Raw genomic sequence first — 20,186 nt, forward strand, 5'->3', positions numbered from 1 at the left:
CCACAAGGCGCCCCCTGCACTTTTCATGGAATTGCTGTCAGATCTTCTGCTTCACGCCGTCCTTCGAGGGCATCAGGTCAACGCCGTTGAGCTTGCCGATATGGGTGGCGAGCATCGGCACATATTGCTCGGCAGGGCCTGTGGCATGCGCCGTCGCGAACGAATTCTTGGTGGCGTTGCCGAGCGGGTTGGCGATGCCGGCGGCGCCTGCCATCGATTCCAGATAGGTAAGGTCCTTGAAGGCATTGGCGATGGTGAACTTGTGCGCGTCGCGGTCGCCCTCCAGCGTCCAGCGCATGAAGGTCTGGTAGAAGCCGCAATCCATGCGGCCGTTGCGGATGACGCTGTCGAAGCGCTGCGGCGAGATGCCGACCTTCTGCGCCAGCGCCAGGGCCTCCGAATAGATCGCCGCATAGCCCAGCGAGACGAAGTTGTTGAGCAGCTTCATGCGATGGCCGTCGCCGGTGTCGCCGATATGGACGATGCGGCCGGCCCATGTCTCGATCACCGGCTTCAGCCTGGCGAACACCGCGTCCGGCGCGCCGACCATGGCGTCGAGCGTGCCTTCCCAGGCCTCCTTGGGCGTGCGGCTGAGCGGGGCATCGACATAGTCGACGCCGAGCGTCTTGAGCTCGGCGGCCAGCGCCACGGTCGAGACCGGATCGGAGGTCGAGCAATCGACGACGACCGAACCTTGCTTCAGGCCCTCCTTCAGCCCGCCGGAGCCGCGGATGATCGCCTCCACCTCTCGCGAGCCGGTGACACAGATGAAGACGATGTCGGATGCCGCCGCCACATCCCTGGACGTGGCCGCTTCCCTGGCGCCGCGGCCCAGAAGGTCTTCCGCGGGCTTGCGGTTCTTGCGGCCGAGGAAGGTGAGCGGATAGCCCTTGTCAACGATGTTCTTGGCGATGCCGTGCCCCATCAGGCCCAGGCCGATGAAACCGATTTTTTCGCGGGCAGCGGTGGTGCTCATGTCGTCTCTTCCCTGTCTTTCATGGTGATGGGCGCGCCCGCGCGGCGGGCGATTGTCGAGAAGGTTTCCGCGGATCGCGGGTGGCGGGCGATTGCGGAATGCCATATTGTCTGACAATACACATAATTCCCGAGCCTTGTGGAGAGTAAAATGACGAAGCGGATCATGTTCACCGGCGGCAGCGGCAAGGCCGGCCGGCATGTCGTTCAGTATCTGGTCGAACATGGCTGTCAGGTGCTCAACATCGACACCAAGCCGCTCGACAATCCGAAGGTGCGCACTCTGATCACCGACATCACCGACAGCGGGCAGGTGTTCAATGCGCTGTCGAGCTATATGGGCCTGCACGAGTTCGACCCGTCGCTGCGGGCGCAGCCGGTCGACGCCGTGGTGCATTTCGCGGCGATCCCGCGCATCATGATCACGCCGGACAACGAGGTGTTCCGCATCAACGCGATGGGCACCTACAACGTCGTCGAGGCGGCGGTGAAGCTCGGCATACGCAAGGTGATCATCGCTTCCAGCGAGACCACCTACGGCCTTGTCTTCGCCAACGAGCCGCGTAATCCGACGCATTTTCCGCTCGACGAGGACTATGATGTCGACCCGATGGACTCCTACGCGCTGTCGAAGATCGTCAACGAGAAGACGGCCCGGGCCTTCGCGCTGCGCAGCGGCGCCGACATCTACGCGCTGCGCATCGGCAACGTCATCGAGCCGCACGAATATTCGCTGTTCCCGAAATGGTTCGCCGATCCCGGCTTCCGCAAGCGAATCGCGTGGAGCTACGTCGACGCGCGCGATCTCGGCCAGATCACCCTGCGGGCCATCGAGAAGGATGGCCTGGGCTATCAGGTGTTCAACGCGGCCAATGACGATACCTCGTCCGACCTGCCGACGGCGGAACTGTTGAAGCGCTTTTATCCGGGCGTGCCGGTCAAGGCCGAGCTTGGCGAATATGAGACGCTGCTGTCGAACCGCAAGGCGCGCGACATGCTCGGCTTCCGACCTGAGCATAGCTGGCGCAAATACGTCAAATCGGCCTGAGGCGACGCCCAAATGCCGGTTGAGCTGTGCACATCTGCGCAGGTTGCGGCAAAGCGGGCCTGCCGTGCTTGACAGGCTCTGAAAACCGGATTTTCTGGACCTATGCGGGACGCGAAGCCGAACAACGAAAAAAAGCCGACGAAGACGACGGCTGCGGAGCGTCCAGCCGGCTTCCGCCGGGCCGACGCGCCACGCATCCCGGGCGCCAGCGTGCACACGTCTCTGGCCAGCGAAATCGGGCTTCGCATCGTGCGCGGCGACTATCCGCCGGGCACCATTCTGCCCAATGAAGCGAAATGGTCGGAGACCTTCGACGTCAGCCGCTCCGCGGTGCGCGAGGCGATCAAGATGCTGATGGCCAAGAGCCTGCTGGCGTCGCGGCCGAAGATCGGCAGTTGGGTCGAACCGAAGGAACGCTGGAACCTGCTCGACCGCGACGTGCTGTCCTGGTACGCGACGTCGCCGGACCGCGAGGTTTTCCTCAGGACTGTGCAGGAGTTCCGCCACATCATCGAGCCGGAGGCGACAGCCTTCGCGGCGATGCGGCGCACCGACGAGCAGATGGCCGAAATCAGCCAGGCCTGCCGCGAGATGGGGGAAGCGACCAACCTGCAGGAGCGCACCCGCGCCGACACGCGCTTCCATCTCGCCATCCTCAGGGCCTCGGGCAACGACTTGCTGGTGCCGCTCGGCGTGCTGATCGAATCCGCCTTCGACCATCTCTTCACCTACACGACCCGCGAGCTCGACAATCTGCAGCATGCCCAGAAGCTGCATGAGGCGATCGAGAGGAATATCCGCCTGCAAAGGCCGGAYGCTGCGCGCAGCGCTGTCCGCAAGCTGCTCGCCAATACGGACGACGTGATCCAGTCGCGTTAAGGCCTTCTACCGGGCCAGTTGTCCAGCACAGAAACTTTGCCGCCGCCCATGCGTGCGTTGGCAGACCCCATGCCTTGGCGATTGGCTAAGACGCCTATCGCCCTGGAATGACGAGGTTCAGGAGCCTTCACGTCATCGCCAGCGTTTGCGCTGACTACCCCAAACGGACGTTGATAGCCTTACCCGACAAGCCTGCGATCTTTCCAGATCCCTGTGTTGAGGAACTGGTGCCAGCCGGTTTCAGCAACCCTCAATCCTGCTTCTCGCGGCCGAAGGCGACGCGCAGCTCGTCCTTCGCCTTCTCCAGCACTTTTCTGCGCTCTTCGGGCAGGTTCCTGCCGGCGCGGTTGATGTAGAAATTCAACATCGACATAGCGGATTGGAACGGCTCGGCCTTGCGGCGGTCGCTGTGCTCGGCCGAGCGCTTGAGCGAGGCGGCGATCTTCTTGGCGTCGTCGGATTCGAAGACGTGCTCCTCGAGATCCAGCGCATCGCTGTGCTCGGTCACGTCGGCCGACCATTTCTTTTTGGCGGTCATGGCAAAACTCCTTCCTCAAGGCAAAACTCCAGGAGGAGAGACGGGTTCCAGGCTCTGGAGTCACCGAATTGTGCGTCCTGGCGCTGCTCGGCTCGGCAAATGCGCCGATAGTGGAGGCCGAACCGCCGACTTCGAGAACAGCGGACAGGAACGCCTTGACGACGATCTCCAGCAATGCAGCGCTCCCAGGCATAGACAGTAGCTATGCCTGGACGAGGTTGGCCATTTCCGTATTGTTGGCGACCATAGGGGGCGTCGGCATGTGGGCGGTGGTCGTCGTCCTGCCGGCGGTCCAGGCCGAGTTCGGCATCGATCGCGCCGCGGCCTCGATGCCTTACACCGCGACCATGGTCGGCTTCGCGGCCGGCAATGTGCTGGTCGGGCGCGCCATCGATCGTGTCGGCTACTGGATCCCGGCGCTTGTTTCCTCGACGGCGCTGGCTGCCGGCTTCCTGCTGGCGTCGCTCTCCGGTTCGATCCTGCAATTCACGCTCGCTCAAGGCTTGCTGATCGGGTTGGGGACATCGGCGATTTTCGGACCGCTGATCGCCGACATCTCGCACTGGTTCAATCGTCGGCGCGGCGTTGCGGTGGCTGCGGCTGCGTCCGGCAGCTATCTCGCCGGAACGGTCTGGCCGGCGATCATACCGCCGCTGATGAGGGCGGAGGGCTGGCGCTTCAGCTATCTGGCGATCGGCATCGCGTGCCTGGTGACGATGGTGCCGCTGGTCCTGATGCTGCGCCGTCGTGCTCCAGTGGTTGTGGCAGGCTCGCCAGGCACGCGCCCGGTCCAGCCGATTGCATTGTCGCCGGCGGCACTTCAGATGCTGCTGGTGATAGCCGGCCTGGGCTGCTGCGTAGCGATGTCGATGCCGCAGGTGCATATCGTCGCCTATTGCATGGACCTCGGCTACGGCGTCGCGCATGGCGCCGACATGCTTTCGATCATGATGGCCGCCGGCGTCGTCAGCCGCCTCGCTTCCGGCTTCGTCGCCGATCGGATCGGCGGGGTGAAGACCTTGCTGATCGGTTCGGTGCTGCAATGCCTGTCGCTGTTCTTTTACATTCCCTTCGACGGGCTCGCCTCGCTCTACGCCGTCTCGCTGGTGTTTGGCCTTTCGCAAGGCGGCATCGTGCCTTGCTATGCGATCATCGTGCGGGAATACATGCCCGCCAAAGAGGCCGGCCAACGCGTGGGCATCGTCATCATGGCGACCATTTTCGGCATGGCTATCGGTGGCTGGATGTCGGGTTGGATATACGACCTCACTGGTTCCTATTCGGCCGCCTTCCTGAACGGGATTGCCTGGAACCTGCTCAACATCCTGGTGATGGTTCTGGTGTTCTGGAAAGCAAGGCGCGGCGGCGTCGCCATGGCCTGACGAGCTCGCGCCGGCGCTTTTCCAGGAAGACGCTTCGGCTTGACAACAAATCGCGGCTGCGCGACGCCAAGGCTAAAGCGCGTCGCGATCTTTCAGATTCGCTCTCTGCGCTTTAGGCTCTTGATTCTGCGCATGTCTTTGTCCCGAAACCGGTTCGGGAGACATGCTTTGATGAACGCGGTACAGGCCTGCGGGATGGCGACACCAGGGTCAATGGCATTGCAGGCGCGCAGCGGGCGGGGTTTGCCGCGCGAGGCTCGCCCTTGAGCAAGCCGCGCTCCCGTCGCGGCGGCGGCCGTCCAACGATCGCCGATGTGGCGCGCAAGGCCGGTGTCGGCGCCATCACCGTGTCGCGCGCGCTGCGCGAGCCCGGGCGGGTGTCGGAGGATCTTCGACGGCAGATACAGGCCGCGGTGGACGAGCTTGGCTACGTGCCCGACCCGAACGCCCGCGCGCTTGCCTCGGCGCGCGCCGAGGTGTTCGGCGTGCTGGTGCCCTCGCTCACCAACAACGTCTTCGCCGAGGTGGTGCGCGGCATCTATGACAGTCTTTCCGACAGTCCGTTCCGCATCCAGATCGGCAACACCCATTATTCGGGCCTCGAGGAAGAGCGGCTGTTGCAGGTCTTCGGATCGCAACGCCCGGCGGCGCTGATCGTGGCCGGCATCGACCAGACGCCCAGCGCACGGCGACTGCTGGAGAACGCCGGCTGTCCGGTGGTGCAGGTGATGGAGACCGGGCCGGACCCGGTCGACATGATGGTCGGCTTCTCGCATCTCGATGGCGGCAGGACGGCCGCCGAGCACCTCCTTGAAGCCGGATACCGCAAGATCGGCTTCATCGGCGCCAGGATGGATCCGCGCTCGCAGCGGCGCCTTGCCGGCTATCGCGCTGCCATGGAAGCCGCGGGCTTATTCGATCCGCGCCTGATCACCACGACGCCGGTGCCGTCAAGCGTGAGCCTCGGACGCGAGCTGTTCCGCGACGCGCTGGCCAAGATGCCGACGCTCGACGGCGTGTTCTGCAACAACGACGATATCGCGCTCGGCGTCCTGTTCGAATGCCATCGGGCATCGCTCGACGTGCCGAAGCAGATCGGCATTGTCGGCTTCAATGATCTCGACATGATGCAGGTGTCGTTTCCTTCGATCACCAGCGTGCGTACGCATCGCTATGAAATCGGCACGCGCGCCGTCGCCATGGCGCTGGCGGCGATCGCCGGGAACCGGCCGGACCAGCGGATCGTCGACCTCGGTTTCGAGCTCATTCGGCGCGAGAGCACCGCGCGTTAAAGCATGTCTCCCGAAAGTGGAAACCGGTTTCGGGACAAAGACATGCGTAAAGATCAAAACCTAAAGCGCATGGAGCGAATCTGAAAGATCGCGACGCGCTTCAGGGCTGCGGCGGAGGCCGGGCCAACCGCTGCGCAGGGTTCCTTGAAGCGCTCTGAAGAACACGGAAAAATGACGAAGGCGGCGCTTTACAGCCTTGGATGGTAGCGCTACCATTTGTCTGTAAAATCAACATCCGGCAAAGGTCAGGTCTGTTTATTATACATAAGCAACAGCTCATGCTTGTTTATTATGTATAATATGATAGTTTTCTGAATGCCCCGGAGGAAGAGGGGAGAGGAGAAAGCAGAGCGACTCACGTCGCCCGGCAAGTGCTTCGGTTGGGCAGGAGGGTGCCGCCGACAGCATCAGGACTTCACAGTTCAGCTGATCACCATTTGGGAGGAATACCGATGATCAAGTCACTCGTTGGCGGCGTCGTTGCCGCCACTGCATTCGTCATGCTCCATTCGGCCGCAATGGCCGCCGGACCGGAAGTCGTCTCCGGTCCCGCCGCGCAGCCGGATTGCTTCGCGCCGTGGTCGGCGGACACCAAATTCTTCAAATATCCCAAGAAGGAAGGTCCGTTCCGCATCGCCTTCTCGAACGGCTATATCGCCAACACCTGGCGCATCCAGATGGTGCAGACGGCAAAGGCCTATGCGGCGCAGCCGGACGTGAAGGCCAAGATCAAGGAATTCAAGGTGGTCTCGACCGGCGAGGACGTGCCGGCGCAGATCTCGGCGATCAACAACTTCATCGATTCCGGCTATGACGCGATCGTCACCGACGCGCAGAACCCGACCGCCTTCGGCCCGGTCATCAAGCGCGCCAAGGAAGCCGGCATCGTGCTGGTCGCCTTCGACAACATCCTCGACACCAAGGATGCCATCAACGTCAATGTCGACCAGAAGGGTCTCGGCGAGTTGTGGGCCAAGTGGCTGGTCGAGAAGGTGCCGAACGGCGGCAAGATCCTCGAAGTGCGCGGCGTCGCCGGCACCTCGGTCGACACCGACCGCCACAACGGCATCCATGAGGTGCTGGATGCTTCCGGCAAGAAGTGGGACGTCACCGAAGTGGCCGGCAAATGGGATGACGGCGTGGCGCAGAAAGTGACCGCCGACGCCATTGCGACCAACGGCCCGTTCGACGGCATCACCGGCCAGGGCGGCGATACCGGCATCGTGCAGGCGATGATCGACGCCAAGCATCCTTTCGTGCCGTTCGGCGGCGAGACCGAGAACGGCTTCCGCAAATTCTGCGCCCAGCATTCGGCCGATGGGCTGAAATGCACTTCGGCCGGCTCCGGCCCGGCGCAGGTCGCGGTGGCCATCAAGACCGCGATCGCGGCGCTGGAAGGCGAGGTGGTGCCGCAGGAAGTGAAACTGCCGCTGGCGATCGCCTCGGATCCGGACATGAAGGAAGGGACCGACTACTTCCCGAAGGAATCCGACAACTTCTTCGTCGGCAATTCCTTCCCGACCTGCGGCATCAATTTCAGCGCGCAGGAAATCATGGGCCAGACCAAGGCGGACCAGTAAGCTTCCAAATCGATGGCTTGGCGCCGCGGATCAGCCGCGGCGCCGCTTCGTGCAGATATTACCTGGAGGCTCAATGGACGGTGCGGTTCCGCTCTTCCGCATGGAAGGCATATCCAAGCGCTATGGCGGCGTCAGAGCCTTGGAAAAGGCCGATCTTGAAGTCACCGCCGGCAGCATCCACGCCATTCTCGGTGAGAACGGCGCCGGCAAGTCTACGCTGATCAAGACCATGGCGGGCGTCGTGGCGCCCGACGAAGGCCGCATGACGCTGGACGGGCGCGAGGTGAGTTTTGCCTCGCCGGCCGCCGCCAACCAGGCCGGCATCGTCTGCATCTTCCAGGAACTGTCGCTCATCCCGGAATTGAGCGTCGCCGACAACATCGTCATTTCCGATCCACCGAAGCGCTTCGGCATGATCGACCGCAAGGCGCAGCGGCAGATCGCGCAAGAAGCGCTGGCGCGCGCCGGCGCCTCCGACATCCATCCCCGCGCCCTGGTCAAGGACCTGCCGCTGTCGCGCCGGCAGATGGTGGAGATCGCCAAGGCGCTGGCCCGCAAGCCGCGCATCCTGATCCTCGACGAAGCGACCTCTGCGCTGACGGCAGCGGATGTCGCCAAGGTCTTCGAGGTGCTGAAGCGGCTGCGCTCGGAAGGACTGGCGCTGCTCTACATCTCGCACCGCATGAACGAGATCGCCGAATTGGCCGATCACTGCACTGTCTTCCGCAACGGCCGCAATGTCGCGAGCTACAAGGCCGGAACCAAAAGCTACAATGAGGTGGTCGAGCTCATGATCGGCCGCGAATACAGCCACATCTTCCCGCCGAAACCCGCTGCCGCACCGGCTGCCACGCCGGTGCTCGAAGCGCGCAATCTCTCCTGGGCCGACCGGCTCGACAATATTTCGCTGAGCGTCAGGGCCGGCGAAGTCGTCGGCCTTGGTGGCCTCGACGGGCAGGGCCAGCGCGAATTGCTGCTTGCCTTTTTCGGCGTGCTGCGCGGCCTGCGCGGCGAGGTGCTGATCGACGGCAAGCAGGCTTCCATCTCCAGCCCGAAGGCAGCCAGCGACGACGGCATCGGCATGGCGCTGATCCCCGAGGATCGCAAGACCGAGGGGCTGATGCTGCCGATGACGGTGCGCGAAAACCTCTCCTTCGCGGCGCTCGACCGGCTGGCCAAGGGCGGCATCATCGATCGCGCCGCCGAACAGCGCCTGATCGACGACATGGTCGGGCTGCTGGCGATCAAGACGGCGGGGCTCGACATTCCCGTCGGCGCGCTCTCGGGCGGCAACCAGCAGAAGGTGGTCATCGCCAAATGGCTGATGCGGCAACCGCGCATCATCCTGCTCAACGACCCGACGCGCGGCATCGATGTCGGCACCAAGCAGGAAATCTACCAATTGATGCGCAAGCTGGCGGATCAAGGCGCCGCGATCCTGTTCTATTCGACCGACTATGACGAACTGATCGGCTGCTGCGACCGCGTGCTCGTGCTCTATGACGGCAGCGTCAAGCGCGAGCTTGTCGGCGCCGACATCACCGAGCACGCGCTGATCGCCAGCGCGCTCAATATCCATGGCGAAGGCGCCGACATGAAGCAGGGAGCGGGCGCGTGAAGGACTGGCGCTACTTACTGGCCGAGCAGCGCGGAACGCTGCTGGCGCTCGGCATCTTCATCGTCATGTTCATCATCTACACGACGAACCATCCCGCGGGGTTCACCGCCAATGTCGTGCAGACGGCCGCCAACAAGGGCGTGCTTCTGGCCTTCGTCGCCATGGCGCAGACGCTGGTGGTGATCACCGCCGGCATCGACCTGTCGGTCGGCATGATCCTGCTTCTCACCAATTGCCTGGCGTCCTGGCTGGTGGTCGGCACGCCGCTGGAGACGACGCTCGGCGTGATCGCGGTCCTCGCTGCGGGACTGGTCTGCGGGGCGATCAACGGCGCCATCGTCATCTACGGGCGCCTGCAGCCGATCGTCGCCACGATCGCCACCGGCGCTGTCTATTACGGCATCGGGCTCCTGTTGCGGCCGTTTCCGGGCGGATCGGTCAATGAGGACCTGGCCGACGCGCTGACGGGAAAGCTTTTCGACGTGATCCCGACCTCGCTGGTCGCGCTGCTCGTCGTCGTGCTGGTCGTCTGGGTGCCGTTCAGCCGTTCGGAATTCGGCCGCGCGGCTTACGCCGCGGGCTCGTCCGAAACGGCTGCCTATATGTCGGGCGTGCCGATCCGGCGCGGCAAGTTCATCGCCTATGCGCTGGCCGGCGTGCTGGCCTCGGTCGGCGGCCTGTTCCTCACCTTCTTCACCTATACGGGCGAGGCGGCCTATGCGAGCGGCAATTCCTACACGCTGTTCTCGATCGCGGCGGTCGTGCTCGGCGGCGTCTCGCTTTTCGGCGGCAAGGGCAGCGCCATCGGCGCGATCTTCGGCGCGCTCGCCTTCCGCACCATCGGCGACCTGTTGTTCGTCTTCGACTTCGATCCGCTCTGGCAGCCGCTGTTCCAGGGCGTTATCCTGCTGATCGCGGTCAGCCTCGGCGCCTTCGCGCTGTTTCGGGTACGCAACCGGTTGGAGTGGTTCCTGTGAGCGAAACAACGCTTGGCGGCATCGCTGGCCGCATGCCGAAATTCATCCGCCGCGCCGACCCGGCGGTGCTCACGGCCTTCGCCTGCATCGTCATCCTGCTTTTGCTCGGCAGCCTCTATTCGCGCAGCTTCCTGTCGCCGGAATATCTGCTGCAGCAGTTGAAGGTCGCGTCCTTCCTCGGCGTCATCGCCACCGGCATGATGCTGGTCATCCTGCTCGGCCAGATCGATCTCTCCGTGCCATGGTCCGTCGCCGCAGGCGCCATGATGGCTTGCGCTGCGGCCGCCTACGGGCCGGTCGGCATCGCTTTGGCCATTCCCTTCGGCGTGCTGTGCGGTGTGGCGATCGGCATCGTCAACGGCATCGGTGTCGCCTATCTGCGCATTCCCTCGATGATCATCACCTTGGCCACCAACGCCGTCGCGCAAGGCCTGATGGTGGTCTATACCGGCGGTTTCTCGCCACAGGATTCCGCGACTGCGGCGATGCGCTATCTGGCGACGGGCTTCACCATTCCAGGCGTTCCCAATGCCGTCATCATCTGGGCGCTGATCGGCGCCGCGATGGTCTTCGTTTTGACCCGCACCAGCTTCGGCCGGGCCGTCTACGGCATCGGCAACCGCGAGCGCGCCGCCTATCTCTCGGGCATCGACACGCGCCGCATCGTGATGATCGCCTTCGCCGTTTCCGGCGGCCTATCGGCTTTCGGCGGTGTGCTTCTGGCGGGCTATGCGTCGAAAGCGGCGCAGTCGATGGGTGACGCCTATCTGCTGCCGTCGATCGCCGCCGTCGTGCTGGGCGGCACGTCGATCCTCGGCGGGCGCGGCTCCTATCTCGGGACGGTGGCCGGCGTGATCCTGATCACGCTGTTGCAGTCGATTCTCTCGGTCATGCAGATGCCCGAGGCCGGACGGCAGATCATCTATGGCGTCGTTATCGTCGCCATGCTTCTGCTCTACGGGCGCGCGCCGGCAAGCCGCTGACCGTGGATGAGGCAAGCGCAGGACCGCAGATCCCGGAGCTTCGCATGAACGATCTTCGGACCGCGCCGGCCGTCGTCGTGATGGGTGTTGCCGGTTGCGGCAAGACGGCCGTCGGCGAGGCGCTCGCCGGGGCGCTTGGCGCCGACTTCATCGAAGGAGACCGGCTGCATCCGCCGGAGAACGTGGCGCGCATGGCACGCGGCGAGCCGCTGACGGACGCGCTGCGCGAGGGCTGGCTCGACGCCATAGGCGAGCACATCACGGCCTCAGTTGCGGGCAAACGCAAAGCGGTGGCGGCCTGCTCGGCGCTGAAGCGGGCCTATCGCGAGCGGCTGAGCCGCTTTTGTCCGGAGATCATCTTCCTCTATCTGAAGATCGATCGCGAGACCGCCTGGCGGCGGGTCGCCAACCGCAAAGGCCATTTCATGCCCGCTAGCCTCGTCGACAGCCAGTTCGCCACGCTGGAAGAGCCCGCCGCGGACGAGCGGGCGGTGACGGTCGACGGAACCCGAAGCGTTGCCGGGATTCTAAAAGAGATCGTCGGCTAGCATCAATTGCCGGAGCTTCATGCCCCCTCGTTGCCGATCGCGGCTTCGGTCGGCCGCTCGGTCAGCCGCACGGCGCTCGACCAGGCCATCATCTGCTCCGGACAGAGTTTGAGCGTTTCCAGCATATGGTCGCGCTTCGACAGGATAAATCCCGCCTGAACGACGAGGTTCTTCCCTGCCGTGTCCTTGGCAGGTGCCTCTGGACGCGCGCTCAGCTCGCCGACGATCGCCCGATATTGGCGAAAGGGGACCGTCTCGATCGTCGCCATATGAAACAGCGCCGCACCCGCGCGCGCGGCGAAGTTTGCCGGCGCCGAGGCGAGGTGGGTCCAGCCGCGCTCGCCCATGGCAGCCTCGGCGAAGGCGGAGCCGGCATAGATGGTGTTGGTCATCAGCACGACGCCGTTTGCCTTCAGCGCCTTCTGGACGCGCGTGGTGACCTGATAGGCGTCGGTGCGCTCAAAGACGATCCGGCTTTTCAAGAAGCGGTTCTCGACCTTGACCAATGGCGGATTGATCACGCGGAAGCCGAATTGGCTCGGGGTGAAGCCGTGATACCGCGCGCTCACCTGATGGGTATCGACGCCTGCCTCATGCAGGGCGCGCTTGCCCATGATCGTCTGCGCCGTGAACTGGTCGCACCATACGATCACGCCGCGCCCGTTGCGCAGGGCTTGTTGCAGAGCCTCGAGGCCTTCCAGCCGGATCGCCGGCGACCAGCGCCAGCCGGCGACGAGATGCGCCGCAAGCGTCAGCCGCCGGCGGTGAATGGCGGCGAGTTGCGCGTCGAACATCGCTCGCGTGTCGACGGCATTGCCGAGCACGGCCCTCACCGCCACGTCATAGCGGGCGAACTCCTTGCGAAGGTGGCGCTTGCGCCGGAGCCTGGACACCCAACCGCAGATGGGTTCCCACCAGGAGACCGGCAGCATCGCCGCAACGCCGAGATAGAAACAGGACAGCAGGCTCTCCCGCAGGTCCCGGTTGGTGAAGCGGCGCAGTTTTCCGGGGCGGATGACCTTGCGACTGAAGAAGCGAACGGACTCGTTGCGCTCCGGCACCGGCACGTCGGCGGTGATCTCGGTATGATAGATCTCGTTCGACGTTGGCTGCCGGCTGGCCCTGCGGGATTTGCCAAGCCAAAGCAGCCTCATGCGTCAGAGCCTCGTTTCGTCCTCTGGATAGAGCATGATCTTGTCCGAAAACCGGTCCCCACTTTTTGCGTTCGCTGACCTTCGGTTCGGGATCATGCTCAGCCGCTTTACTGCGTCGAAAGCTGACAAGCAACCAAGGGAGCCGCTGCCGAGGGCGGGCCGCTTCAGATCTGCGAGGTGAGCTCTGCGGGGAAATCGTCGTTATCGGCGTCGCRCATGGCCGCGAGGCTGCGGTTGTCGAGCACCTCGGCGATCGCCTGGCGCACTTCCAGCATCATGTGGCGGACCTGGCAGGTGGCCTCATCGCAATCCTCGCAGCGCTGGTATTGCGTGCGGCTGGCGCAGGGGATCGGCGCCAGCGGCCCGTCGAGCACGCGCACGACATGGCCGATCTTGATCTCGGAAGCGGGCCGGGCGAGGCGGTAGCCGCCTTCCTTGCCCTTGCGGCTCTGGACGAAACCGGCATTGCGCAACTCGCCCAGGATCGCATCCAGGAATTTCTTCGGGATGTTGTTGGCGACGGCGATGTCGTTGACGAATGCAAGCTGGCCAGCCGGCAGGCCGGAAAGATGCACGAGGGCCTTGAGGCCGTATTTGCCTTTTTTGGTCAGCATGCCCGATTCAGTTCATCAAACCCCAATGGCCCTGCATCTGGCGGTTGTTTGTGTGCAAATCATGACAGTTGACCGCCTGGCCCAATGATTTGCCCGGCAGCTTAGGCACAAACGCGTTGATTCTTCGTAACGTTTTTCACGTTGGCCGCCGGATTTCCCCTGCGAAATGCCGGCCAGCTCAAACGAGAAAGCCGGCTAACGCCGGCTTCCTTGCGCTTCCTGATTGTGCGGCGGCTCAGCGGCTGCCGTAGGCCTGGTCGAGCAGTCCGCCTGCAGCGAAATGCTCCTTCTGTACCCTATCCCAGCCGCCGAAGACGTTCTCGACGGTCAGCAGCCGGACGTCCGGGAAGTCGGCCTTGTGCTTGGCGGCCACTGTCGCGTCGCGAACCCGCAAGCCGTTCCCGGCGGCGATCTCCTGGCCGTCCGGCGTGTAGAGGAAGTCGAGGTAGGTTTTGGCGAGATCGCGGCTGCCATGCTCGTCGGCGACCTTATCGACGATTGCCACCGGGAACTCGGCGAGCAGACTGACCGAAGGCGTGACCTGCTCGAATTTGTCGTCGCCATACTCCTTGCGGATGCCGCGCGTTTCCGACTCGAAGGTGATCAGCACGTCGCCGATTTCGCGCTGGACGAAAGTCGTGGTGGCGGCTCGCCCGCCGGTGTCGAAGATCGGCACGTTGTTGAAGAGCTTTGTGATGAACTCCTTCACCTTGGCGTCATCGCCCTTGAAGGCTTCCTTGGCGTAGGCCGTTGCGGCAAGATAGGTGTAGCGCGCATTGCCGGACGTCTTCGGGTTCGGGAAGATCACCTGCACGTCGTCGCGCACCAGATCGTTCCAGTCCTTGATATGCTTGGRATTGCCCGCGCGGACAAGGAACGAAGGTAGCGAATAGAAGGGCGAGGCGTTGTCCGGGAAATCCTTCTGCCAATCGGCCGAGACAAGTCCCTTCTTGACCAGGAAGTCGACGTCGGTGACCTGGTTGAAGGTGACGACATCGGCGCCAAGACCTTCGGCGATGGCGCGCGCCTGCGCCGAGGTGCCGGCATGCGACTGATCGACCGTGACGCCGGGATGCTTGGCGATGAAGGCTTTGTTGATATCGACGAACAGCTCGCGGCCGACGTCATAGGATGCATTCAAAAGCTTGTCGGCCGACCAGGCTTGAGAGGACGCGAGGACGAGACCGGCAACAGCCGCGATGCCGAGCAATAGACGCTTCATGAAAACAGGCTCCTTGGAAAATGGATCGAAGCTAACGCGTTCCACCGTTTCACGGAAAACGGCGGAACGCCTTATCTCTTTGTTTCGACGCAATTCCGGACGGAAAACAGCTCACGCTTTTCCTGGAATTACTCTATGGCGACCATAGTGAGGAAAGCCGGGCCCGACGAGGCACGCGCTCGGAGCGGCGAGCGAAGGTTTGGAAAATATCTCGCCGAAACAGCTCTTTGCTAGGATTTTCTTCCAAGCAGATTCATGGATGACGCCAAGCCGGGCGCCGGAGCAGGGTCGGAGTGAAAGACAGCTCAGGAAGTGGGAAAAAGCTTCCAGCGCCGCGGCCTGAAGGCCACGCGGCTCTTCTGCGCGGCAGGATGGTCGACCGGCAGCTCGATCTCGACGCGCTGGCGCTCGCCGCCGACCTCGAGCTCGACGCGCCTGGTGCCGGCGACGCGGCGGCTGGCGGCAACCGTGCCGGCGATGCAGCCGCTGCAGCCGTCGAGCAGGTCGACATCGTGCGGGCGGAAGTAGAGAACAGCCTCGCCGGACGGCGCATGCGGCGCCTGCAGTCCGATCGGCCGGTCGGCGATCCAGACCTCGCCGTTCTCGACCTTGACCGGCAGCGAGCTCGACTCGCCGATGAAGGAATAGACGAAAGGCGAGTTCGGCGTGTCGTAGATATCGTCGGCGGTGCCGACCTGCTCGATGCGGCCCTGGCTCATGACGACGACACGGTCGGCGAGCTCCAGCGCTTCTTCCTGGTCATGCGTGACAAAGACGGTCGTATGGCCGGTGCGGTCATGGATCTCGCGCAGCCAGCGGCGCAACTCGCGGCGAACCTGCGCGTCGAGCGCGCCGAAGGGTTCGTCGAGCAGAAGCACCTTGGGCTCGATCGCCATGGCGCGCGCCAAAGCAACGCGTTGGCGCTGGCCGCCGGAAAGCTGCGCCGGATAACGCTTTTCCAGGCCCGACAGCTGGACGAGGTCGAGCAGTTCGAGCGCCCGGCGGCGGATTTCCTGCCCCGACGGCCTCGCGGCGCCGTGCCGGACCTTCAGGCCGAAGCCGATATTGTCGGCAACCGTCATGTGGCGGAACAGCGCGTAATGCTGGAAGACGAAGCCGACATTGCGCTCCTGGATCGACTTCTGCGAGGCGTCCTCGTCGCCGAAGAAGATGGCGCCCTTGGTCGGGCGCTCCAGGCCGGCGATCAGCCTGAGCAGGGTCGTCTTACCGGAGCCGGACGGCCCGAGCAGCGCGATGAGCTCGCCGGACCTGATGTCGAGCGACACGTCGTGGAGCGCCGGAAACCGCTCGAACTCCTTGCGCACGTTGACGACACGAACTTCCATGCAAATCCCTCAGTTTCGTTGATGCATATCGTTATCCCAAAACCGCTACGCACTTTTGGGTGACATGCATCTAGTGTCCGCGTGTCGCGGCGATCTCGGCGCCGTAGCGCATCTCGAGAAGCGTTTTCAAGGCCAGCGTCACCAGCGCCAGGCCGGCGAGCAGCGAAGCGACGGCAAAGGCGCCGACGGCGTTGTATTCGTTGTAGAGGATCTCGACATGCAGCGGCATGGTGTTGGTGAGGCCGCGTATATGGCCCGACACCACCGAGACCGCGCCGAACTCACCCATGGCGCGCGCATTGCACAGAAGCACGCCGTAGAGCAGTCCCCATTTGACGTTAGGCAGCGTCACATACCAGAAGGCCTGCCAGCCACTGGCACCTAGCGAAAGCGCCGCCTCTTCGTCGCCATTGCCCTGTTCCTGCATCAGCGGGATCAGCTCGCGCGCGACGAAGGGGAAAGTGACGAAAATGGTAGCCAGCACGATGCCGGGCACGGCGAAAAGGATGACGATGCCATGCGCCTTCAGCCAGGCACCGAGCAGTCCCTGCGCGCCGAAGAGGAGCACATAGACCAGGCCGGAAATGACAGGCGAGACCGAGAAGGGCAAGTCGATGAGCGTTGTCAGAAACGCCTTGCCCTTGAACTCGAACTTGGCGATCGCCCAAGCGGCCGAGATGCCGAAGATGACGTTCAGCGGCACCGAGATCGCCGCCACCAGCAAGGTCAGGCGGATGGCGGAGCGCGTGTCGGGGCCGGAAAGGGCTTCCGTGTAGGCGCCGATGCCTTTGGCAAGCGCCTCGTGGAAGACGACGATCAGCGGCAAAAGCAGGAAGACGGCGAGGAAGGCCAAGGCGATTGCCATCAGCACGGCCTTGACGGGCCGGCTTTCGGTCACCGCGGCCGACTGGCTCTCGTGATGCGGCTCGTAGGATTTGATCTCGGGATCAGCCATAGCGCTTGCGGCTCCATGTCTGGACGAGATTGACGACCAGAAGCATCACGAAGGACAGCGCCAGCATGATCGCGGCGATCGCGGTCGCCGCCTCGTAATTGTATTCCTCGAGCCGGATGACGATCAGAAGCGGCGCGATCTCGGACTTGAAGGGCAGGTTGCCGGCGATGAAGATGACCGAGCCGTATTCGCCGACGCCGCGTGCGAAGGCGAGCGAGAAGCCGGTGATGATCGCCGGCGCCAGGCCGGGGAAAAGCACGCGGGTGATGATCTGGAAGCGGTTGGCGCCCAATGTGGCGGCCGCCTCCTCGACCTCCTTGTCGAGCTCTTCCATGATCGGCTGGACGGTGCGCACGACGAAGGGCAGGCCGATGAACACCAGCGCGATGACGATGCCGAGCGGCGTGTAGGCGACCTTGATGCCGAGCGGCATCAGGAGGTGGCCGATCCAGCCATTCGGCGCATAGAGCGTGGTGAGCGCGATGCCGGCGACGGCCGTGGGCAGGGCAAAGGGCAAGTCGACCATCGCGTCGGCGATGCGGCGCCCGGGGAAACGGTAACGGACCAGCACCCACGCAACGACGGTGCCGAACACGACATTGACCACAGCCGCCAGGAAGGCCGTGCCGAAGCTTATCTTCAGCGCGTTGAGGGTGCGCCGGTCGACAACGATCGCCCAGAAATCGGCCCAGCCGAGCGCGGCCGAACGCCAGACCAGCCCCGAAAGCGGGATGAGGATGATGAGCGTGAGGTAGGCAAGCGAGAAGCCGAGCGTCAATCCGAAGCCCGGAATGACACTCGGCTGCCTGAATCGCCACCCCGCTTTGGCGGGTGCTGTGGTCATGCTGTTCTGGATCGTCCCTTCTATTCAAACCAGAATGGCTTTGCGCAGTCGCATTCGGCCGGCATGCCCGAGGCTCACCGGCCGTCCGGCTTCACTGCGCCGGCTTGTAGATCTGGTCGAATATACCACCATCGCCGAAATGGTAAGGCTGCGCTTTCTTCCAGCCGCCGAATTGCGGGTCGTCGATGGTGACCAGCTTGATTGCCGGGAGCTTGGCAAGGTCCTCGGCCGGCACCAGGTCGGGCTTGGCCGGGCGATAGTGGTTCTTGGCGATGATGGTCTGGCCTTCCTTGGAATAGAGCCAGCTCAGATAGGCCTCCGCGACCTTGCGCGTGCCCTTGGCATCGACATTGGCGTCGACGACGGCGACCGGCGGCTCGGCCAGGATCGAGGTCGGCGGGTAGACGATGTCGAAATTGTCGGCGCCGAATTCGTCGAGCGCGAGATAGGCTTCATTCTCCCAGGCGATCAGCACATCGCCCAGGCCCTTCTGCGCGAAGGTCACCGTCGAACCGCGCGCGCCGGTATCGAGGACGGGGACGTTCGCATAAAGCTTGCCGACGAACGCCTTGGTCTTGGCTTCGTCGTTGCCGTCATTGGCGTTCGCATAGGCCCAGGCGGCAAGGTAGTTCCAGCGCGCGCCTCCGGACGTCTTCGGGTTCGGGGTGATCACCTGGACGCCGTCCTTCACCAGATCGCTCCAGTCGTGGATGCCCTTGGGATTGCCCTTGCGCACCAGGAAGATGATGGTCGAGGTGTAAGGCGCCGAGTTGTTCTCGAACTTCGTGCGCCAGTCCGGGTTGATCTTCTTTGTCTTCGAGACGATGGCGTTGATGTCGCCTTCGAGGGCCAGCGTCACGACGTCGGCGTCGAGGCCGTCGATCACCGCCCGGGCCTGCGCGCCGGATCCGCCATGCGACTGCTGGATGGTTACGGTTTCGCCGGTCTCCGCCTTCCAGTGTGCGGCAAACGCCTCGTCATAGGCTTTATAGAGTTCACGTGTCGGGTCGTAGGACACATTCAGAATGGTCGTGTCGGCAAACGCGAAACCGAGCGTGCCGAACTGGACAGATGTGGCGACCAGCGCGCCGAGCAGTTTCCTGAAATGAGGTTTGGTCATTCCCGCCTCCGTTGAACTGCTGCGAACTCTACCGAGTTTATAGAATTTAGATGCATTGAATGTTGCCTTTTTCGCCTCCTCGAAGCAATTTTTCGCCGTGATTGGGCCGGTTGAGGAAATGATTTCCTCTGCGCTGGCCGCACGGCTCCTTATCAGCCGAGCTAATTAGAAACGTTCGGGGGCGGGGCAAGCCTCGGGTACGCCTTAGTTGGCGGTGACCGGAAAATCGAAGCGCTGTTTTGGAAAAGGTTCTTTGGCCAGGGTGAAGTGCCACCATTCGCGCGCATAGTTGCGGAAGCCGGCGGCACGCATGGCGGCAAGCAGCATCCTGCGGTTCGTTGCCGCTTCGGCGGGAAGAGGGCGGTGCGCCGTCTCGCTCATCGGATCGAAGCAGTCGAAACCTGTGCCGAAGTCGAGCGTGCCGCCATCCGGCGCGCCGCAGGCCGGGTGTATGGAGCTTTTCTTGCCGGTCTCGGCGATGGCGAGGTCGACCGTCGAGCCGCGCGAATGGCTGGACAACTCACCGACATAGCCCTTGGCGATCAGATCGCCGCGCTCGACGGTCGGATACCATTGCGGATCCGGCGGGCCGTCCTCCCTGGTCCATCTACCCATGTCGGCGACGGCGCGCGCCGGGCGGTAGCAGTCGAAGACGACCAGCGTCAGGCCCTTGGCGACCATTGCTTTCTGGACGCCGGACAGTGCCTTCGCCGCCGTCGCGGTCAGGATGCAGACCGGCGCGTCATAACCGTAGACCTTGCGATGCAGAAAGTTTTCGCGGTCGGCGTAGCGAATATCCTGGCGGATGGTCGGGTCGATATCGGCGAGCCTGACGAAGCCCGCGGGGAGGGGGTTGGCGCGGGCGGGGGAGGTGGTCGCGGATAGAAGAGCCAGCGTAGCGGCTAGTGCAACTCCAAATAGAAAGGTATGGCGCGAGGCCCCCCTCTCTGCCCTGCCGGGCATCTCCCCCTCAAGGGGGGAGATTGGCGGCTTCGGCGCCGGCTCTATCTTACCAACGTTGAAAATTGGCGAAGGCAGCGAAGCTGCTGATCTCCCCCCTTGAGGGGGAGATGGCCGGCAGGCCAGAGAGGGGGGCCTCGCGCCATACATC

Annotated in this window: 19 protein-coding genes; 9 read left to right on the forward strand and 10 right to left on the reverse strand. The window is 63.6% G+C overall.

Features of this window, described 5'->3' with window-relative positions:
* Positions 1–37: 37 nt before the first annotated feature.
* The gene (locus tag LCM4577_RS17235) at positions 38–976 is read right to left on the reverse strand and encodes an NAD(P)-dependent oxidoreductase (RefSeq protein WP_071072418.1); all 939 of its coding nucleotides are present in this window, start codon (positions 974–976) and stop codon (positions 38–40) included.
* A gap of 150 nt (positions 977–1,126) precedes the next feature.
* On the opposite strand from LCM4577_RS17235, the gene LCM4577_RS17240 reads away from it, so the two are divergent.
* Together LCM4577_RS17240 and LCM4577_RS17245 are read left to right on the forward strand one after the other, a co-directional pair.
* Positions 1,127–2,023 carry an NAD(P)-dependent oxidoreductase gene (locus LCM4577_RS17240; RefSeq protein WP_071032147.1) on the forward strand — a complete coding sequence of 299 codons (897 nt, stop codon included), beginning with the start codon at positions 1,127–1,129 and terminating at the stop codon, positions 2,021–2,023.
* Positions 2,024–2,125: 102 nt separating this feature from the next.
* Positions 2,126–2,902, forward strand: a complete 777-nt coding sequence (locus LCM4577_RS17245; RefSeq protein ID WP_071032146.1) for a FadR/GntR family transcriptional regulator — start codon at positions 2,126–2,128, stop codon at positions 2,900–2,902.
* Positions 2,903–3,152: 250 nt separating this feature from the next.
* Here LCM4577_RS17245 and LCM4577_RS17250 read toward each other — a convergent pair whose 3' ends face one another.
* A complete protein-coding gene (locus tag LCM4577_RS17250) occupies positions 3,153–3,440 on the reverse strand; it encodes a DUF3175 domain-containing protein (protein WP_041007941.1) in 288 nt (95 codons plus the stop codon).
* A gap of 155 nt (positions 3,441–3,595) precedes the next feature.
* On the opposite strand from LCM4577_RS17250, the gene LCM4577_RS17255 reads away from it, so the two are divergent.
* The 7 genes from LCM4577_RS17255 (at position 3,596) to LCM4577_RS17285 (ending at position 11,820) form a co-directional block, all read left to right on the forward strand.
* Positions 3,596–4,822 (forward strand): MFS transporter, encoded by a 1,227-nt coding sequence (locus tag LCM4577_RS17255; RefSeq protein WP_071072547.1) that lies wholly within the window; start codon positions 3,596–3,598, stop codon positions 4,820–4,822.
* Positions 4,823–5,085: 263 nt separating this feature from the next.
* A complete protein-coding gene (locus LCM4577_RS17260; protein ID WP_071072420.1) occupies positions 5,086–6,114 on the forward strand; it encodes a LacI family DNA-binding transcriptional regulator in 1,029 nt (342 codons plus the stop codon).
* Between the two features lie 452 nt (positions 6,115–6,566).
* On the forward strand, positions 6,567–7,694 hold the full coding sequence (locus LCM4577_RS17265; RefSeq protein ID WP_040984125.1) for a sugar ABC transporter substrate-binding protein: 1,128 nt from the start codon (positions 6,567–6,569) through the stop codon (positions 7,692–7,694).
* A gap of 73 nt (positions 7,695–7,767) precedes the next feature.
* The gene (locus LCM4577_RS17270; protein ID WP_071072423.1) at positions 7,768–9,312 is read left to right on the forward strand and encodes a sugar ABC transporter ATP-binding protein; all 1,545 of its coding nucleotides are present in this window, start codon (positions 7,768–7,770) and stop codon (positions 9,310–9,312) included.
* The gene (locus LCM4577_RS17275; RefSeq protein ID WP_040984129.1) at positions 9,309–10,289 is read left to right on the forward strand and encodes an ABC transporter permease; all 981 of its coding nucleotides are present in this window, start codon (positions 9,309–9,311) and stop codon (positions 10,287–10,289) included. The genes LCM4577_RS17270 and LCM4577_RS17275 overlap by 4 nt, the downstream gene beginning before the upstream one ends.
* Positions 10,286–11,272: an ABC transporter permease gene (locus LCM4577_RS17280; protein ID WP_040984131.1), complete on the forward strand. Its 987-nt coding sequence runs from the start codon at positions 10,286–10,288 to the stop codon at positions 11,270–11,272. Before LCM4577_RS17275 ends, LCM4577_RS17280 begins: the two co-directional genes overlap by 4 nt.
* Positions 11,273–11,316: 44 nt before the next feature.
* Positions 11,317–11,820, forward strand: a complete 504-nt coding sequence (locus tag LCM4577_RS17285; protein ID WP_071072549.1) for a gluconokinase — start codon at positions 11,317–11,319, stop codon at positions 11,818–11,820.
* Positions 11,821–11,837: 17 nt separating this feature from the next.
* Here the strand turns inward: LCM4577_RS17285 and LCM4577_RS17290 are convergent, their stop codons facing one another.
* From LCM4577_RS17290 to LCM4577_RS17325, 8 genes are all read right to left on the reverse strand, one after another.
* Positions 11,838–12,974 carry a hypothetical protein gene (locus tag LCM4577_RS17290; RefSeq protein WP_071072425.1) on the reverse strand — a complete coding sequence of 379 codons (1,137 nt, stop codon included), beginning with the start codon at positions 12,972–12,974 and terminating at the stop codon, positions 11,838–11,840.
* Positions 12,975–13,138: 164 nt separating this feature from the next.
* A complete protein-coding gene (locus LCM4577_RS17295) occupies positions 13,139–13,588 on the reverse strand; it encodes an Rrf2 family transcriptional regulator (RefSeq protein WP_071072427.1) in 450 nt (149 codons plus the stop codon).
* 235 nt (positions 13,589–13,823) lie between these two features.
* On the reverse strand, positions 13,824–14,810 hold the full coding sequence (locus LCM4577_RS17300) for a sulfate ABC transporter substrate-binding protein (RefSeq protein ID WP_071072429.1): 987 nt from the start codon (positions 14,808–14,810) through the stop codon (positions 13,824–13,826).
* A 305-nt stretch (positions 14,811–15,115) separates the two neighbouring features.
* Complete coding sequence (locus LCM4577_RS17305) at positions 15,116–16,156, reverse strand: sulfate/molybdate ABC transporter ATP-binding protein (RefSeq protein ID WP_071072431.1); 1,041 nt, start codon at positions 16,154–16,156, stop codon at positions 15,116–15,118.
* Between the two features lie 70 nt (positions 16,157–16,226).
* Positions 16,227–17,111 (reverse strand): sulfate ABC transporter permease subunit CysW, encoded by an 885-nt coding sequence (gene cysW / locus LCM4577_RS17310; protein ID WP_071072432.1) that lies wholly within the window; start codon positions 17,109–17,111, stop codon positions 16,227–16,229.
* Entirely contained in the window at positions 17,104–17,955 is an 852-nt protein-coding gene (gene cysT / locus LCM4577_RS17315; protein WP_040984144.1) for a sulfate ABC transporter permease subunit CysT, read from the reverse strand. Before cysT ends, cysW begins: the two co-directional genes overlap by 8 nt.
* 91 nt (positions 17,956–18,046) lie before the next feature.
* On the reverse strand, positions 18,047–19,075 hold the full coding sequence (locus LCM4577_RS17320) for a sulfate ABC transporter substrate-binding protein (RefSeq protein ID WP_071072434.1): 1,029 nt from the start codon (positions 19,073–19,075) through the stop codon (positions 18,047–18,049).
* Positions 19,076–19,279: 204 nt separating this feature from the next.
* A complete protein-coding gene (locus LCM4577_RS17325) occupies positions 19,280–20,038 on the reverse strand; it encodes a M15 family metallopeptidase (RefSeq protein ID WP_244508346.1) in 759 nt (252 codons plus the stop codon).
* Positions 20,039–20,186 lie beyond the last annotated feature (148 nt).

Origin of the sequence: Mesorhizobium sp. LCM 4577 (assembly GCF_001854795.2) — a bacterium.
Taxonomy (GTDB): domain Bacteria; phylum Pseudomonadota; class Alphaproteobacteria; order Rhizobiales; family Rhizobiaceae; genus Mesorhizobium; species Mesorhizobium plurifarium.

Excerpts from the sequence above, each read along its gene's own strand:
- LCM4577_RS17290 (WP_071072425.1), bottom strand. The coding sequence starts at position 12,974 with ATGAGGCTGCTTTGGCTTGGCAAATCCCGCAGGGCCAGCCGGCAGCCA.
- LCM4577_RS17250 (WP_041007941.1), bottom strand. The coding sequence starts at position 3,440 with ATGACCGCCAAAAAGAAATGGTCGGCCGACGTGACCGAGCACAGCGAT.
- LCM4577_RS17265 (WP_040984125.1), top strand. The coding sequence starts at position 6,567 with ATGATCAAGTCACTCGTTGGCGGCGTCGTTGCCGCCACTGCATTCGTC.
- LCM4577_RS17325 (WP_244508346.1), bottom strand. The coding sequence starts at position 20,038 with ATGCCCGGCAGGGCAGAGAGGGGGGCCTCGCGCCATACCTTTCTATTT.
- LCM4577_RS17235 (WP_071072418.1), bottom strand. The coding sequence starts at position 976 with ATGAGCACCACCGCTGCCCGCGAAAAAATCGGTTTCATCGGCCTGGGC.
- LCM4577_RS17320 (WP_071072434.1), bottom strand. The coding sequence starts at position 19,075 with ATGACCAAACCTCATTTCAGGAAACTGCTCGGCGCGCTGGTCGCCACA.
- cysW (WP_071072432.1), bottom strand. The coding sequence starts at position 17,111 with ATGGCTGATCCCGAGATCAAATCCTACGAGCCGCATCACGAGAGCCAG.
- LCM4577_RS17285 (WP_071072549.1), top strand. The coding sequence starts at position 11,317 with ATGAACGATCTTCGGACCGCGCCGGCCGTCGTCGTGATGGGTGTTGCC.
- LCM4577_RS17270 (WP_071072423.1), top strand. The coding sequence starts at position 7,768 with ATGGACGGTGCGGTTCCGCTCTTCCGCATGGAAGGCATATCCAAGCGC.
- LCM4577_RS17240 (WP_071032147.1), top strand. The coding sequence starts at position 1,127 with ATGACGAAGCGGATCATGTTCACCGGCGGCAGCGGCAAGGCCGGCCGG.
- LCM4577_RS17305 (WP_071072431.1), bottom strand. The coding sequence starts at position 16,156 with ATGGAAGTTCGTGTCGTCAACGTGCGCAAGGAGTTCGAGCGGTTTCCG.
- cysT (WP_040984144.1), bottom strand. The coding sequence starts at position 17,955 with ATGACCACAGCACCCGCCAAAGCGGGGTGGCGATTCAGGCAGCCGAGT.